Origin of the sequence: Cerasicoccus frondis (assembly GCA_031296915.1) — a bacterium.
GTDB lineage: Bacteria > Verrucomicrobiota > Verrucomicrobiia > Opitutales > Cerasicoccaceae > Cerasicoccus > Cerasicoccus frondis.
Map to the genome: position 1 here is coordinate 114,148 of JAVDPC010000013.1, position 15,796 is coordinate 129,943.

General features: G+C 57.5%; 13 protein-coding genes. 1 reads left to right on the forward strand and 12 read right to left on the reverse strand.

What is annotated here, in order from left to right; translation table 11 throughout:
* The 8 genes from nifJ to nifE all read right to left on the reverse strand — a co-directional run bounded on the left by nifJ (nt 1) and on the right by nifE (nt 10,461).
* Nucleotides 1–3,579, reverse strand: coding sequence for a pyruvate:ferredoxin (flavodoxin) oxidoreductase (gene nifJ / locus RBB63_RS11840; protein ID WP_309384439.1), 3,579 nt, complete (start codon nt 3,577–3,579; stop codon nt 1–3).
* Nucleotides 3,580–3,612: 33 nt separating this feature from the next.
* Entirely contained in the window at nt 3,613–4,071 is a 459-nt protein-coding gene (locus RBB63_RS11845; protein WP_309384441.1) for a flavodoxin domain-containing protein, read from the reverse strand.
* 12 nt (nt 4,072–4,083) lie between these two features.
* Nucleotides 4,084–4,602, reverse strand: coding sequence for a hypothetical protein (locus tag RBB63_RS11850; RefSeq protein ID WP_309384443.1), 519 nt, complete (start codon nt 4,600–4,602; stop codon nt 4,084–4,086).
* Nucleotides 4,599–5,753: a homocitrate synthase/isopropylmalate synthase family protein gene (locus RBB63_RS11855; protein ID WP_309384445.1), complete on the reverse strand. Its 1,155-nt coding sequence runs from the start codon at nt 5,751–5,753 to the stop codon at nt 4,599–4,601. Before RBB63_RS11855 ends, RBB63_RS11850 begins: the two co-directional genes overlap by 4 nt.
* Nucleotides 5,754–5,760: 7 nt before the next feature.
* Nucleotides 5,761–6,069 carry a (2Fe-2S) ferredoxin domain-containing protein gene (locus RBB63_RS11860; protein WP_309384447.1) on the reverse strand — a complete coding sequence of 103 codons (309 nt, stop codon included), beginning with the start codon at nt 6,067–6,069 and terminating at the stop codon, nt 5,761–5,763.
* Nucleotides 6,070–6,166: 97 nt separating this feature from the next.
* Complete coding sequence (locus RBB63_RS11865) at nt 6,167–7,483, reverse strand: radical SAM protein (RefSeq protein WP_309384449.1); 1,317 nt, start codon at nt 7,481–7,483, stop codon at nt 6,167–6,169.
* A 129-nt stretch (nt 7,484–7,612) separates the two neighbouring features.
* Nucleotides 7,613–9,028 carry a nitrogenase component 1 gene (locus tag RBB63_RS11870; RefSeq protein WP_309384451.1) on the reverse strand — a complete coding sequence of 472 codons (1,416 nt, stop codon included), beginning with the start codon at nt 9,026–9,028 and terminating at the stop codon, nt 7,613–7,615.
* Nucleotides 9,025–10,461, reverse strand: coding sequence for a nitrogenase iron-molybdenum cofactor biosynthesis protein NifE (gene nifE / locus RBB63_RS11875; RefSeq protein WP_309384453.1), 1,437 nt, complete (start codon nt 10,459–10,461; stop codon nt 9,025–9,027). Before nifE ends, RBB63_RS11870 begins: the two co-directional genes overlap by 4 nt.
* Nucleotides 10,462–10,543: 82 nt before the next feature.
* Between nifE and RBB63_RS11880 the strand changes: the two genes are divergently transcribed.
* Nucleotides 10,544–10,900, forward strand: coding sequence for a four helix bundle protein (locus RBB63_RS11880; RefSeq protein WP_309384455.1), 357 nt, complete (start codon nt 10,544–10,546; stop codon nt 10,898–10,900).
* A 66-nt stretch (nt 10,901–10,966) separates the two neighbouring features.
* On the opposite strand, the gene RBB63_RS11885 is transcribed toward RBB63_RS11880, so the two are convergent.
* The 4 genes from RBB63_RS11885 to nifH all read right to left on the reverse strand — a co-directional run bounded on the left by RBB63_RS11885 (nt 10,967) and on the right by nifH (nt 15,676).
* Nucleotides 10,967–11,479, reverse strand: a complete 513-nt coding sequence (locus RBB63_RS11885) for a ferritin (RefSeq protein WP_309384457.1) — start codon at nt 11,477–11,479, stop codon at nt 10,967–10,969.
* Nucleotides 11,480–11,608: 129 nt separating this feature from the next.
* A complete protein-coding gene (gene nifK / locus RBB63_RS11890) occupies nt 11,609–12,982 on the reverse strand; it encodes a nitrogenase molybdenum-iron protein subunit beta (protein WP_309384459.1) in 1,374 nt (457 codons plus the stop codon).
* 108 nt (nt 12,983–13,090) lie between these two features.
* On the reverse strand, nt 13,091–14,746 hold the full coding sequence (nifD, locus tag RBB63_RS11895) for a nitrogenase molybdenum-iron protein alpha chain (protein WP_309384461.1): 1,656 nt from the start codon (nt 14,744–14,746) through the stop codon (nt 13,091–13,093).
* A gap of 105 nt (nt 14,747–14,851) precedes the next feature.
* On the reverse strand, nt 14,852–15,676 hold the full coding sequence (gene nifH / locus RBB63_RS11900) for a nitrogenase iron protein (RefSeq protein ID WP_343219129.1): 825 nt from the start codon (nt 15,674–15,676) through the stop codon (nt 14,852–14,854).
* Nucleotides 15,677–15,796: the final 120 nt, after the last annotated feature.

The window sequence follows — 15,796 nt, forward strand, 5'->3', positions numbered from 1 at the left end:
TTACCCCCAACCATCGTCGTCGTCATCCTCGTCTTCGGCTCCAACTGCGGCTAGCCGCTCCAACTGCTTCCAACGCTCGTCCACCTGGGTTTGCGCCATGGTGAGGAGCGCCCCTGCACGCTCGGGATCGGAGCGGAGCAGTGAGCGGAAGCGGTTTTCCTGCTGCATGAATTCGGAAACCGGCGTGGATGGTTCGAACGAATCAAGACGCATCTTGGGCAAGGCGTTGGCGCCGTTGCGCGGGTCGAAGCGATACAGCGGCCAGTAACCGGTGTCCACTGCGGCCTTCTGGCGGGCCGGGCCGTGAGCCAAGTCGATACCGTGCGCGAGGCAGGGACCGTAGGCGATGACCAGCGACGGCCCGTCGTAGCTCTCTGCTTCGCGGAGCACATCGAGCGCTTGTTGCTCGTTTGCGCCGAGTGCGATCTGCGCCACGTAGATGCCGCCGTAGCTGATGGCGATCTGGCCAAGGTCCTTCTTCGGCATCTCCTTACCCGCGGCAGCAAACTTAGCCTGCGCGCCGATCGGCGTCGCCTTGCTGGCTTGGCCACCAGTGTTGGAGTAAACTTCAGTGTCGAGCACGAGCACGTTGACATTGTGGCCGCTGGCGAGAACGTGGTCCAAGCCGCCGTAGCCGATGTCGTAGGCCCACCCGTCACCACCAACGATCCAGGTGGACTTCACCACGAGGTAATCCAGGTGCTGCAGGACGCGGGATGCCATCGGGTCATCAACGCTCTTCAGCGCTTCGCCCAGCTCTTCAACTTTGCCGCGCAAAGTAATCACGTCGCCCTTGCCTTCGAGCACTGCGTCGCAGAGTTCGGTGTCAACTTTGCCACGCAAAGCTTTCAGTGCGGCGCGGGCCATGTCGGTGCGGCGCTTGGAAGCCAGGTGCAAGCCGAGGCCGAATTCCGCATTGTCTTCGAAGAGCGAGTTTGCCCATGCCGGACCGCGACCATTCTTGTCGGTGCAGTAAGGCGTGGTGGGCAAGTTGCCACCGTAGATCGAGGAACAACCGGTCGCATTGGCCATGAGCAGGCGGTCGCCAAAGAGCTGTGTGAGAATCCGCATGTAGGGAGTCTGCGTGCAGCCCGAGCAAGCGCCCGAGAATTCAAACAGCGGCTGGCGCAGAGAAATACTCTTCGGGCTGGCCTTCTTCGGATCGATGACTTCCTCGTTGATCTTCTGGAAGAACTCGAGGCTTTGCTTTTCCTCTTCGAGGATCGGCGGCAGGTCTTCCATTTCGATTGCGCGGCGGCCATTGGCATCCTTTGCAGGGCAAAGTTCGACGCAGGCTTGGCAACCGGTGCAGTCTTCGGGGAAGACTTGGATCGTGAAGCCCTTGCCACCGGCGTTCGGTCCCTTGAAGTCCGTACTGCGGAATGCGGCGGGCGCCCCTTCGAGCTCGCTCTTGTCGTAAACCTTCGGGCGGATCGCGGCGTGCGGGCAGAAGAGGCTGCACTTGTTGCACTGCGTGCAAGCCGTGGCGTCCCACACGGGGATCTTCGAGGCGATGCGGCGCTTCTCATATTGCGAGGTAGCCGACGGCCAGGTGCCATCCACGGGGAATGCACTGACGGGCAGCTGGTCGCCTTGGCCGGCAAGCAGCGTGCGGGTGACGCGTTGTACGAAGTCCGGCGCATCGTCGGGCACCCACTTAACTTCGAACGGCGCGGCAGTCGCAATCGGCGGCACCACGACGGAGTGCAGATGAGCCAGCGCGCCATCGACGGCGGCGCAGTTCATTTCGACAATCTTCGGACCCTTGCGGCCGTAAGTTTTCTCGATAGCGCCCTTGATCAGGCCGATGGCCTGATCGGTGTCGAGGAGGTCGGTCAGCGCGAAGAAGCAGACCTGCATGATCGTGTTGATGCGGCGGCCCATGCCAACCTCACCCGCGACCTTGTAGGCGTCGATCACGTGGAACTTCACGCGCTTCTCGATCAGCGTTTGCTGAACTTCGGCGGGGAGTTTGTAGAAGACTTCGTCCGGCGCGAGCGGCGAGTTGAGCAGGAATACCCCACCCTCTTTGATCTGGCTGAGCATGTCCACACGGCCGAGGAACTGTGGCTGATGGCAGGCAATGAACTCGGCTTGGTCGATCAGGTAAGGCGCCTTGATCGGGTCGGGCCCGAAGCGCAGGTGCGAGGTGGTCAGGCCGCCCGACTTCTTGGAGTCGTAAACGAAGTAAGCTTGCGTGTGCAGGTCGGTCGCTTCGCCGATGATCTTAATGGTGTTCTTGTTCGCGCCGACGGTGCCATCCGAACCCAAGCCAAAGAACATCGCTGCCTTGGCGCTGCCGGATTCGATCTTCCAGTTCGCATCCAAGGGCAGCGACGTATCGGTGACGTCGTCCTGAATACCCACGGTGAAGTGGTCCTTGGCGCGCTCGGCGAGCAGGTTGTCGTAAACCGCCTTGACCATGGCCGGCGTGAATTCCTTTGAGCCGATGCCGTAGCGACCGCCGACGATTTCCGGATCGATTTCGCGGCACTGGTTCGGGCAGCGCACGCCCTTGCGCATGGCCAAAGCCACATCCAGGTAAAGCGGTTCGCCGATGGAACCGGGCTCCTTGGTGCGGTCGAGCACGGCAACGTTCTTCACCGTTTTCGGCATGCACTTGAGGAATTCCGGAGTCTTAAACGGACGATACAAACGAACGGCGACGACACCCACCTTGGCGCCCAGCTTTTCGTTCATGTAATTGCAGGTCTCCACGGCGGTCTCAACGCCGGACCCCATCATGACGATGACGCTCTCGGCTTCCGGGTGGCCGTAGTAATCATACAAGTTGTATTGGCGGCCGGTCTTTGCGGCGAAATCGTCCATGACTTCCTGCACGATGGCGGGCGCATCCTTGTAGTATTCGTTAACGGCTTCGCGCGCCTGGAAATAAGTGTCCGGGTTTTGCGCGGTGCCGCGAACGGTGGGCTTGTCGGGCGTTAAGGCGCGATCATAAAACGCGGCTAGGCATTCTTCGTCGAGCAGCGACTTAAGCACGTCGTCGGCGATGGGCTCAATCGAGTTCAGCTCGTGCGAAGTGCGGAAGCCATCGAAGAAATGCAGGAACGGCAGGCGTGTTTTCAACGACGCAGCGTGCGCAATGGCGGCCATGTCTTGCGCTTCCTGAACGGAGTTCGAGGCGAGCATCGCAAAGCCGGTTTGGCGGCAGGCCATGACGTCACTGTGGTCGCCGAAGATCGACAACGCATTCGTGGCGATAGCGCGCGCCGAGACGTGCATGACGGTGGGCGTCAGCTCGCCGGCCAGTTTATACATGACCGGGATCATGAGCAGCAGGCCCTGTGACGCAGTGAACGTCGTGGACAAGCAGCCGCCCATCAAGATGCCATGATAAGAACCGGCAACGCCGCCCTCACTCTGCATTTGGACAACCTGCGGGGACTCATTCCACAAGTTCGGTTTTTCGGCGGCGCTCCATTCATCGCAGAGCTCAGCCATCGGCGTGGATGGCGTGATCGGATAAATGGAGATGAGTTCGCTGAGACGGTAAGCCACGGAGGCAACCGCCTCATTGGCGTCCACGGTTTTCCGCGAGGCGGTGACTGCGGCGTTCATGATCGTATGTGTTTAAAGGTTAAGTTTTGAGAGTTAAGCGGCCACGCCATATACCTTGGCCATGGTCTTCCAGAAGGACTTGGACCAGCCGATGTAATCGACCAGGTAGTCCGCCCCGAGGTCCTTGCGCTCGAGCACGCACTCGGCGCCCAGCTCCTTGAGCTTCGCGTCGACTTGCTTGCCGCATTCGCAGAACTGCATGTATTCCTTGTCGCCGAGGGCGAGCACGCTGTATTTCATTTTGGAAAGATCAGCCGAGCTCTCGAGCAAGGAGGATACGAAGGGAACGCACTTGGGCGGCGGAGCACCTTCATCCCAGGTGGAGATGATCACGAGCACGGGGTTATCAATTTCGGCCAGTTGATCCACCGTGTAGTCGGCAAGATCCAGGACATCGACATCCACGCCATTCTTTTGGCCCTTCTTCGCCACCTTTTGGGCGAGGCCTTTGCAATTTCCGGTTTCGGTTCCGTAGAGGACTGTAAGTTTCATGAGATTCGTTGGTTATTTGGTTAGCATTTCTGCCGGTTTTTGAGTGGAGGGACACACGGCCGCGCCGATGTCCATTTTGGGCTTGGCCCAGAAATAATTTCCTCGGGTCGTGCCGCCCGTCAGGCGCATGGCTTCGAGGCTCTGTCGCGTGCGATCACCAGGTGTAATGGTAAAGTCTTTCTTAAATTGCTGAGCCATCGTAGTAAGCTTGCCCTGCTCCAGAAGCTTGCTCGCCAAGACGACTTCGCTTTCGTCGTATTCCGATGAGCCTTGAATAAAGGTCACGCGGAAGAGGCAGACTTCGACGAGGCTTTCCGGCATCATGTCAATCGCGATGACATGCTGCTTCGGGTCGAGCTCCGGCGCGGCCAGCTCAATTAACTTTGCATCAGAAAGTTGCCAGGTGAAGGGCGTGTCCTCTTCGTGCTTGGACTGCAGAAACTTCGCGAGAACGCCCTTGGAGCTAGTTAGCTTCAGCGGAGCTACTACGCGGTAACGATCACCCTCTTGATGATAGATGTAAAAGCTCATGCAATCCTCGAGGTTAGGTGGTTAAGTGTTACGTTCAGCAGGTTGCGAAATTCGAGGTTAGACAACCCCCGTCCAAACTCTTCGGACTTGCGACGCACTTCGGGCAAGAGAGACTCGGCGATGTCGCGCGGAATCGGCATGCCCATTTGAGCGGCAACATGCGCCAGGCTGGCGGACCCACTGTGACGGCCAATGATAAACTCCGTGGCGCCACGACCGACTTCTTCCGGAGAGACCGTTTCGTAGGTGTCGCGGTTTTCAATGAGACCGCGGCAGTGGATGCCGGACTCATGCAAAAAACTCGCTTCCCCCGTGATCGGCTTGTCCGGGCGCAGGCGGCGGCCCGATGCATTGGCCACGCGCTCGCTGAGGTCCGTGAAGTATTTAAAGTCGAGCGGCAGGGTAATGTCCGCCGAATGCTTCAGCGCCATGGCGACTTCTTCCAGCGCGGCATTGCCGGCCCGTTCGCCTAAACCATTTACGGTGACGCTGGCGCAATTGGCGCCGCCCAAAAATGCACTCACGGTGTTGCCCACCGCCATGCTGAGATCGTTGTGCCCGTGGAACTCGATATCGATGTCCGTCGTGTCGCGCAGCGCCTTGAAAAGCTCGAGCGTGGTCAGCGGGTTGAGCTTGCCCACGGTGTCGGCGATGCGCACACGCTTTGCGCCGCAAAGTTCGACTTCTTTTAAGAACTCGCTCAGGAAACCGATGTCCGCGCGGGAGGCGTCTTGCGCGCCGACTGAGAAATATTCGAAGTGGTGCTTGGCTTCTTTCGCCAGCTCGTGCAGCGACTTGAAGACCCAGTCCTTACTCTTCTTCCAAGCTTTGAGGTGCGCCTGACTGACCGGCAGTGAAAAATGAAAACCGTGCGCGCCGGTGCGGGCGGCCGCCGCAAGGTCGATCATCGACGCGCGGCCCCAGGTCAAAATTTTGCACGGCAGTTGTTCGTTGACGATGATCTCGATGTGCGAAACTTCGCGGTCGCCCATCGCCGGGATCCCGACCTCCAGCTCGGGCACGCCCGCTGCGGCTAACATGCGGGCAATGCTCAGCTTCTCGGCCAGAGTGAACACAACGCCCGCCGCCTGCTCGCCGTCGCGCAGCGTTGTGTCAATCAGGTAGGGGCTTGTTGTGTTCTTAACTTTCATGGCGAGATTAGTCTTCGATGAGGTTGGTTTCGCAGACTTCGCCGTCTTCGATGGCGTCGAGGATCTCGTCGATCAGCTCTTCAGTCGCCTTCTCGTAGAAACGGCCGCTGGGATAATCGATAACAACCGGACCTCTGGTGCACATGTTGAGGCAGCCGGTCATGGAAATTTCCACGCCGTTGAGCATACGGTCCTGGACTTCGCCCTGAGCGTAGGAGAGGAGATTGATCGACTCCTTGTTGCAGCAAACTCCCTTGAGCTCGCCCGAGGCGCGGGCGCTGCCGCAGATGAAGAGGTGGTGTTCTGGTTTGTTCATTGTAAGTGCTTTGGTTCTTGGTTCTTAGTGCTTCGTTAATTTGGGAAATGTTCAGTCGTTGGCTTTCATCATTCTGAATTCGTAATTCATAATTTCTCTAGCCGCAGCCGGTGCCGTCGCCGCCGCAGGTGATGCCCATGCCGCAACCTTGGAAGCTGCGCTTGAGGCTCGGCGGAAGTTCGGCGCCATGGAAGAGGTGCATCAGGCCGGCTTCGATCATGCCTTCCATTTCGATGACCTGGATGCCGGTGTCGCTCAGCGACTGCTTCGGTGTGGAGCCAGCAGCGCTAACGAGCACTGCACGGCAATCCTTGAGCGTTTCGCCGAGGCTGGCCCAGCGGTCATCACGGCCACCGGGTGCCGGCGCCATGCGGGTATCCACCGTGATGAACTCTTCTTCGTCTTCCGGATCGATCGCGAACAGCGTGAACTGGCGCGCTTCGCCGAGGTGCTGATTGACCAGCATGCCCTCGCGGGTGGCCACCGCCACGTAGGGGCGCGACTCATGCGGGTTGAGCGGCAGGCGGGCGCAGCTGCGGATCAGGTCTTGAATCTCTTCGGTGTTTTGCTGACCCAGGCGACCCACGGCATCGGCGCGGCAGCGTGCGCAGTGAGTCATTTGGTTCATGTGCTCGCCACACTTAACGCGGAGCGCGAAGCGCATCTTGGCGTCGGGCTCGGGCAGGTGTTCGAAAGCGGTGTCTGCGGTCGGCAGCAGCGGAATGCAGTTCATGATGTCCGCGCCAAGGTCAGAAACGGTCTTCGCAATTTCCGGGATGTGCGCTTCGTTGACCGTGGGCACGATGATGGAATTGACCTTGGCGATCATGCCGTACTGCTTGATCCACTTGATGGCCTGCAACTGCTTTTCGATCATCAGTTCGCCGGCTTCGCGGTTGCGATAGATGCGCTTGTTGTGGCGCGCCCAGGCGTAGACCTTGCCCGCGATTTCCGGGTCGGTGCCGTTCATGGTGATCGTCACGTGGCTAACTTGCAGCTCGGCAAGTTCCTTCACGTAATCTTCGGTCAGGCCCAGTCCGTTGGTGGACAGACAAAGGATCATCTTCGGGTAATTCTTGCGGACGAGGCGGAAGGTTTCCATCGTCGCCTCGGGGTTGGCAAATGGGTCACCCGGTCCGGCGATGCCGACCACCGCAATGTCGTCACGCGAATCCATAACCTTACCGAGGTAGGTCAGCGCCTGACCTGGTGAAAGCACGCTGGAGGTGACGCCCGGGCGGCTTTCGTTGACGCAGTCAAAATCGCGGTTGCAGTAGTTGCACTGGATGTTGCACTTCGGCGCGACCGGCAAGTGAATGCGGCCGTAGCTGGAACACGCGTCCTTGTTAAAGCACGGGTGGTTGTCGAGGTTAATTTCGGAGGGGCTCGGCGACTTGGTGCTAACAGTGTTCATGTGGTGAAAATGTTTGGTGTTGTTATTTTAATGACGAATTAAGAAGTCCGAATGAGGAACGGGGACCGCAGGTTTGAAGCTGTTCTAAACTCGTTGCATTCATCATTCGCGCTTCGTCATTCGTCATTGTTATAGGTAGCTGTATCCGGTTTCTGAATTCTCCTGTTTGCTTTCCATCAGCGCGTTGACGACCATGTCGAAAAGCTCCAGCGCGCCGCGGTAACCCACGCTCAAGATACGCTGGCCGCCGAAGCGGTCGTGGATCGGGAAGCCGATGCGCATGAGCGGAATTTTAAGTTCACGCGCCAGAGGGTAGCCCTTGCTGGAGCCAACGAGCAGGTCGGGCTTCAGTTCGCGGGCGCGTTCAGAAATTTTAGCGTGGTCAGCGCCGTGGATCGTTTCGACGTCGTTGCAGCCGCCTTGAATTTCCTGTGTGACCAGTTCGCGCCAGCCTTTGACTTTCGCGCCGGTCGCGCAGATGACCGGGCGCATGCCGATCTCGCTGAGGAAGGACGCCAGGCCGATGACCAGATCGGGCTCTCCGTAGATCGCGACCTTCTTACCGGCGACGTATTTGTGCGCGTCGATGTAAGCGTCGACTAAGCGGCCGCGATCGAGCGCGATTTGGTCGGGCATCGGACGGTTGGCGATCAAAGACATGGCCGCGAAGAACTCATCGCTCAGGCAAATGCCGATTGGCCAGCCCACGGAGTCGAGACGCACGCCGCGCTCTTTTTCCATCCAGTGGCCAGCGCTATCCTTGTTGTTGGCTTGCGTGTGGCCGATCTCGAGGGTGGCGGTTGCAGCGCCCATTTCCTCAATGTCGTTGATGGTCACGCCGCCGGGCGAAATGCGGTGATACATCTCCCAGCTTCCGCCTTCCAGCGTGGTGCTGTAGTCGGGCAAAATGGTGGCGTCGAGCTCATACATGGCGCAGACTTCACGCAGGTACCGGAGGTCTTCGCAGGACATCATGGCCGGCAGCACGTTGACCAGGCGCGGCATCGTCACCCGCAGCGGCTTCACAAAGTGCTGCAGCACGGCCTTGATCGCCGCGTAGTAGCCATCGCTATGCGTGCCGGTGTAGGACGGCGTGGAAACGTGCACCAGGGGCGGGCCTTTACCGGCATGCGTGTCCTGGTATTTCTTAATCATGCCGAGCATGTTGTCGCCGATGGTCTCGGACAAACAAGTGGTGCCGACGCCGATCATTTCTGGCTGATACTGACGAATTACATTCTCGACGCCGGCAGTAAAATTCTTTTCGCCGCCAAAGATCGCATCGTCTTCCGAGAAGCTGGAGGACGCGATGTCCACCGGCTCGCGGAAGTGGCTGATCATGTAACGACGAATATAAGTGGCGCAGCCCTGGGAGCCGTGCAGGAACGGCAAGCAACCACGAATGCCCTTAAAAACCATCGCGGCTCCCAGAGGGCTGCAAAGTTTGCACGCGTTACGGGTGGCGGCGGCGGGCAGTGCTGCTTCCGGCGAATCGCCGTCGGCTGTCATCGTGTCCGGATTGCCTTGTTTGCAGTTGCAGCTCATGCCTTGCCTCCTTCCGTAGTTGTGCTTTCTGTTGCAAAGTCACTCTGCGATGCAGAGTCCAATAGTTTTTTAACCTGCGCGCGGCGCGGGGCGAATTGCCAGACCGGGCTGCAAGCGCTGCGGGCGACTTCGTCCGCGAAGTGCAGCATGCCTTCGAAACCGGCGAGCGGGATCTTGCGCTCGTGGTTGTGGTCGCAGAAGGCGACGCCTAGCTTGAAGGCGATGGGGCGCTCTTTGACGCCGCCGATAAAGAGGTCCACATCCTTTTCGAGGACGAACTTCGCGAGCTCCAGCGGGTTGGAGTCATCGACGATCACCGTGCCGGGATCGCAGATTTCTTTGAGCTGCTCGTAGTCTTCGGCGCTGCCCGTTTGCGTGCCGGCGAGAACCGTCTTCATCCCCAGCGCGCGTAGTGCAAGCACCAGCGAGAAGGCCTTGAAGGCGCCGCCAACGTAGAGCGCGGCTTTCTTCCCCTTGAGCTGCTTCTTGTATTGCTTGAGCTGCGGCGCGTATTTCGCGATCTCGGTGCGGACCAGCTCTTGCGCGCGCTCCATCAGCGCTGGGTCACCGAAGTGTTCGGCGGCGGTGTAAATGGCGCGTGCGGTGTCTTCGAATCCGAAGAATGAAACGCGCTCGGATGGTATGTTGTAGTGCTGCTTGAGCAGCTTGGACAGGTGGGTCATCGACCCGGAGCACTGCACCAGGTTGAGCGAAGCGCCGTGACACCGGCGAAGGTCATCTACGCGACCATCGCCGGTGATCGTGGCAACTACCTGAATGCCAATCCGCTCAAAATATTCTTTGATCATCCATGCTTCACCGGCGATGTTGAACTCACCGAGCAGGTTGATGCTGTAGGGCTTGATGTCGGACGTGTCACCCGTGCCGACGAGGCGGAACGCTGCTTCGCAGGCGGCTTGGTAACCGCTCTTCTTTGTCCCCTTGAAGCCCGGCGAATCGACGGGGATCACGTCGATGCCGGACTTGCGGGACACACTCTTGCAAATGCGTTCTACATCGTCGCCGATCAGGCCGACGATGCAGGTGGAATACACGAAAGCCGCTTTGGGCTTATAGAACTCAATCAGCTCGAGCAGGGATTTTTCGAGCTTCTGTTCCCCGCCGAACACCACTTCCTTTTCGGCCAAGTCGGTCGAAAAGCTGTTGCGGTGCAACTGGGGGCCAGAGGAAAGGGCGCCGCGGATATCCCAGTTGTAAACGGCGCAGCCGATGGGCCCGTGAACGATGTGCAGGGCGTCGGCGATGGGATACAAGACCACACGAGATCCACAGAACGCGCAAGCGCGTTGCGTGACGGAACCGGCCGTACTTTTAGTGTCGCATTTAAATGCCTTGCCTGAACCTTTGGTCCAGACTTGGTCAGTCCGGTCGTCGAGAACGTGGATAGCATCAGGTGTGGTTGCGGAGTCCATGATGGCAAAAAAATGAGGAATTAGGAAATCAGAATGAGGGAAATAGGTTGATCTGGATCGGGAATAACAATTGATTGTGCGAGTGAGTGATAAACCTAGATTTGACCTTGAGGAGCGGACAGCCAAGTTTGGTGAGGCAGTGATAGGTTTCACGAGAAGTCTGACAGTAGACCCGATTACGAAGCCGTTGATTGGCCAGGTAGTTCGCTCTGGATGCAGTGTCGGAGCCAATTACTGCGAAGCGGACGATGCCCACACCAAGAAAGAGTTCCGTCAGAAAATCTCGTATTGCCGAAAGGAGGCCCGAGAGACCAAGCACTGGCTTCGAATGATCGCAAAAGCCTGCCCGGAAAAGCGGGATGATTCCTTGGTTCTGTGGAAAGAGGCTCATGAGTTGAATCTTATCTTTTCGGCGATTATTCGTAACAGTGAGGAGTGAAGAATGAGGGATTGTAGAATTCTCGTGTAACCGTCTCCTCATTCCTCATTCTCGTTTCGGCATTCCTCATTCCACCGTGAGCGGAGCTTCATTGCCCGTCAGGGTTTTCACAATGTGGCGGTCCAGGTTGTAAGAGGCACCGGAGCATTCGGCGCGACGCGTTAGGGTAACCATGCTACCCGTCCAGGCTTCTTCTTCGACTTGCTCTTCGATGAACTTGAGCAGGAGGGGCTGGACGTAGTAATCTTTCACTTCGAGCGAGATTTCGTAGCAACGATGGATCGCTTCAGTGTTGTAGCGCTCGAGGGTTTCGGCGTGCTGGGCGACATCGAGCAGCTTGCTGAAGTCTGCCTTAGGCGCTTCCATGGCGGACACTTCGGGCAAGACGCCGCGGTCGGCCAAATGTCCGAAAAACTTCTCGGCGTGTTCGCGCTCTTCTTCGGCTTGCTTGAAGAAAAACTCAGCGTAACCAGCGTAGTCCTTGTCCTGGCACCAGAGGGCCATCGCAAAGTAAGACTGCGCGGCAAACAGCTCGTGGTTGGCCTGGTCGTTGAGCGCTTTTTTAATCGTTGGGTTCATAGAATCGTTCGTTGATGGTGTGTTTACTTTGCTGCGATATATTTAAGAAAAAAGGGTTGGGGTAACGGGGTGCGGACGCCGAATCCCGTCAACGGTCCGCACCCCTTTGGCTGTATTCTTGCTTACTAACTACAGGACTAATTCAATTTCGTGGTCCGGATCTTCGCGGTCGCGCTTGTCGAAGAAGGCATCCGTGATCTTCTCGAGGATGCGCATGCCGCCTTGGTAACCAACGGTGGGGAAGGCGCGGTGGCCGACGCGGTCCATGATCGGGAAGCCGAAGCGGACGAAGGGAACATCTTCCGTTTTGGCGACGAACTTGCCGTAGGTGTTACCCATGAGCAGGTCGACCGGATTGGCCTTGATCCACTGGTGGAGGTAGTGGATGTCGCTGAAGGCCTTGATCACGCAGTCTTCGTTGACCGGATCGATGATTTCCTTCATCTTCTTTTCCCACTTTTTACCGGGGGTGCCGGTGACGACGATGGCCGGAACCATGCCGAGCTCGACGAGGAAGCTAACCATGCTGACCAGGTGATCCGGGTCGCCGAAGATCGCTACCTTCTTGCCGTGCGTGTATTGGCTCATGTCGCTCATCATGTCGACCAGGCGGCCGCGTTCCTTTTCGATCTCGGACGGGACGGAGGTGTCGCCGGCGAGACGCAGGGCGTCGATGAATGCATCGGTGGTTTGCACGCCGATCGGAAGCTCGAGCACCTTGCTGGGCACTTTGCACTTCTTTTCGAGCGACTCCACAGCGGAGGTGCTGGCCAACGGGCCGAGGCCCAAGCTGAGGAAGCTGTCACCGGTCGCCTTCAGCTCGGCAACCGTTACGCCGCCATCAGGATACATATGATATTCACCATCGAGCGGACTGTCGAGCACGTCGGAAGTATCCGGAGCCATGATGTATTCCACACCCACACCGTCAGCCAGGCGCTTGAGTTCGCGCATGTCTGCGGGTTCAACCCAGCCGGGGAAGATGTTGACTACATTTTTGGTTTCGCCAGTGGACTCCGCGAAGTAATCGACGAAGGCCTTGCACTGGTTAGCGAAACCAGTCACGTGGCTGCCGACAAAGCTAGGAGTGTTCGCGTGGATAACCGTCTTACCTTCCGGGATGATGCCGTCTTCGATCGACTTCTTAATGATCATCGGGATGTCGTCGCCGATAACCTCAGAGAGGCAGGTCGTGTGGACGGACACCACTTCAGGATCGTAGATGCTGAAGATATTGTTCAGCGCGGTCTTCAGGTTGGCGAGGCCACCGAAAACGGAGGCGCCTTCTGTGAACGAGCTGGTGGTGGCCACTACAGGTTCTTTGTGGTGGCGGGTCAGGTGGCTGCGGTGATATGCGCAGCAGCCTTGAGACCCGTGAGAGTGCGGCATGCACTTGTTGACGCCCAGGGATGCATACATTGCGCCAATGGGCTGACAGGTCTTGGCCGGGTTGACGCGCAGTGCTTTGCGCTCCCGAATTTCTGCCGTAGTTCCTTCTAACATGGGAAATGCTTATTGAATGTTCTACTCTTTGTTTTGATTAAAATGAGGAATTAAGAAGTCCGAATGATGATGAATTCTTCATTCTGTTTTCGTCATTCCTCATTCCCATTAGGCGGTGACGACTTCAGCCTTTTCGGCAGTTTCCTCACCAGTGTTGCGCCACGGCGGAGTGGCCAACTTCCAGATCTTGTTCGAGGTCATGCGGTCGATGTCCTTGAAGAAGTTAACCGCACCCTTGAAACCAGCGTATGGACCACCGTAGTCGTAGGAGTGAAGCTGCTTACAAGGCACGCCCATCTTTTCGACGATGTATTTGTCCTTAATGCCGGAGCCGATGACGTCGGGCTTGTAGAGCTCGATGAGCTTTTCCATTTCGTAGTGCGAAATGTCGTCGATCACGAGCGTATCCTTGGCCATCTGGCGCATCATGCCTTCGTAGTCGCTGAACTCGAAACCGCTCTCTTCGAGGGACTTCTTCTTGACCGGCTTGGCGGCGTCGAAGCGAGTTTCGTCGGCGGTGATGGTGAGCTCTTCGATGTTGCGGCTGTCGGCGTCGATCTTGATGTTCGGCAGCACGTCGCGGCCTTCGTAGTCGTCGCGGTGAGCGAACTCGTAACCAGCGGCGATCACCTTCATGCCCATGTCCTCGAAGAGGTCCTGGTAGTGGTGAGCACGGCTGCCACCCACGAAGAGGGCTGCGGTCTTGCCAGTGGTACGGGTCTTCACGTCTTCCACGACTGGGCGAACCTCGGCCATTTCCGCAGCGATGACTTCTTCGACGCGGTCGATCAGTTCTTTCTCACCGAAGTATTGAGCGATCTTGCGCAGGGACTTCTTCGTGCCTTCGAGGCCGATGAAGTTCACCTTGAACCACGGGATGCCGAACTTTTCTTCCATCATCTCGGCCATGTAGTTGATCGAGCGGTGGCACATAACGACGTTGAGGTCGGCCATGTGGCAGTTCGTGATGTCATCGTAGCTGACGCCGCCGGAGAGGGTGCCGATGATCTTGATGCCGCAGAGGGCGAAGACACGGTCGATTTCCCAGGCGTCACCACCGATGTTGTATTCACCGAGGATGTTGATCTTATACTTGTGATCGACTGGGGTGTCGTCGACGCCGATCATGTGCTTGAACACACCGTTGTTGGCGATGTGGTGACCAGCAGACTGGGACACACCCTTATAACCTTCGCAAGAGAAGCCAAAGATGTTGATGCCGAGCTTTTCCTTCATCTTGCGGCAGACCGAGTGGATGTCGTCACCGATCAGACCAACCGGGCAAGTGGCGTAAACGCTGATCGCCTTGGGCTTGAACTCGTCGTAGGCTTCCTGGATCGCGGCTTCGAGCTGCTTTTCCCCACCGAAGACGATGTGGTCTTCCTGCATGTCGGTGGACATGCTGTATTGGAGGAAGTTGGTTTCACCCGGCTTGCGGATCTTGTTCATGTTACGACGTGAGAGCCAGCTATACCAGCCACAGCCGATCGGGCCGTGAGTGATGTGGAGGACGTCGTAGATCGGCCCGATGACCACACCCTTACAGCCAGCATAGGAGCAGCCGCGTTGGGTGATAATGCCAGGTACGGTCCGGCTGTTTGCTCCGATTTCCGCCGGCGTGCCGGGGGTCTCGTTGACGAGCATTTGCTTGCCGCGTTTGCGCTGAGTCTTCTTGGGATAAGCCTTCAGCATCTCTTCGCGGGCCTCCGCTGCGGTGGGACCGTATGGTCCCATCGGGGAGTCATTTGTCGCTTCTTCGGACATTGAAATTACCTTTTTTTTGAATTTTGAATTATGAGTTATGAAGTATGAATTATGAAAAAAAGACCTGATGTAGTATTTTCATAATTCTGCATTCATAATTCTGAATTACTGGAACAGGCCATAGTCCATGAGGAGCTGCTCGAGCTCGTCGATGGAGAGCGGAGAAGGAATGACCTTCAGCTCATTGGCGTCGATGTTCTTGGCCAGAGTGCGGTATTCGTTGGCTTGGTTGCACTCCGGATTCCAGTCGATGACGGTCTTGCGGTTAATTTCCGCACGCTGCACGTCGTTGTCGCGGGGCACGAAGTGGATCATCTGGGTGCCGAGGCGCTTGGCGAATTCCTGGATCATTTCGGATTCGCGGTCGCAGTTACGGCTGTTGCAGATCAGACCACCGAGGCGGACGACACCGGTTTCAGCGAACTTAAGGATGCCCTTGCAGATATTGTTGGCTGCATACATCGCCATCATTTCGCCGGAGCAAACGATGTAGATTTCTTCGGCCTTACCTTCGCGAATCGGCATGGCGAAACCACCGCAAACAACGTCACCAAGAACGTCGTAAAAAACGTAGTCGAGTTCGTTTTCTTCTTCATATGCGCCGAGCTGCTCGAGCATGTTGATGGAAGTGATGATACCGCGACCGGCGCAACCAACGCCCGGCTCCGGGCCACCGGATTCTACACAAAGGCTGTTGCAGAAACCACCGCTGCGGATGTCTTCGAGTTCGACGTCTTCACCTTCTTCGCGAAGAGTGTCGAGCACCGAGCGTTGTGCGAGGCCGCCGAGCAGGAGGCGAGTCGAGTCAGCCTTGGGGTCACATCCGACCACCATGACTTTTTTGCCCATCTCCGCGAGAGCGGCGACCGTGTTTTGCGTGGTGGTGGACTTGCCGATGCCGCCCTTGCCATAAATGGCCACCTTGCGCATGATCTTTTTTGTCTTCGTTTCCGTTTCGGTTTCGAGTGATGTTACCATGATATTGTTCTCCTGTGATTTGGCGTTAATGAATTGGTTGAACGCCGAGTCAAATAACACGCCGCATGCCAA

Coding starts and splice junctions, on each gene's coding strand:
- nifJ (WP_309384439.1), bottom strand. CDS start 3,579: ATGAACGCCGCAGTCACCGCCTCGCGGAAAACCGTGGACGCCAATGAG.
- RBB63_RS11845 (WP_309384441.1), bottom strand. CDS start 4,071: ATGAAACTTACAGTCCTCTACGGAACCGAAACCGGAAATTGCAAAGGC.
- RBB63_RS11850 (WP_309384443.1), bottom strand. CDS start 4,602: ATGAGCTTTTACATCTATCATCAAGAGGGTGATCGTTACCGCGTAGTA.
- RBB63_RS11855 (WP_309384445.1), bottom strand. CDS start 5,753: ATGAAAGTTAAGAACACAACAAGCCCCTACCTGATTGACACAACGCTG.
- RBB63_RS11860 (WP_309384447.1), bottom strand. CDS start 6,069: ATGAACAAACCAGAACACCACCTCTTCATCTGCGGCAGCGCCCGCGCC.
- RBB63_RS11865 (WP_309384449.1), bottom strand. CDS start 7,483: ATGAACACTGTTAGCACCAAGTCGCCGAGCCCCTCCGAAATTAACCTC.
- RBB63_RS11870 (WP_309384451.1), bottom strand. CDS start 9,028: ATGAGCTGCAACTGCAAACAAGGCAATCCGGACACGATGACAGCCGAC.
- nifE (WP_309384453.1), bottom strand. CDS start 10,461: ATGGACTCCGCAACCACACCTGATGCTATCCACGTTCTCGACGACCGG.
- RBB63_RS11885 (WP_309384457.1), bottom strand. CDS start 11,479: ATGAACCCAACGATTAAAAAAGCGCTCAACGACCAGGCCAACCACGAG.
- nifK (WP_309384459.1), bottom strand. CDS start 12,982: ATGTTAGAAGGAACTACGGCAGAAATTCGGGAGCGCAAAGCACTGCGC.
- nifD (WP_309384461.1), bottom strand. CDS start 14,746: ATGTCCGAAGAAGCGACAAATGACTCCCCGATGGGACCATACGGTCCC.
- nifH (WP_343219129.1), bottom strand. CDS start 15,676: ATGCGCAAGGTGGCCATTTATGGCAAGGGCGGCATCGGCAAGTCCACC.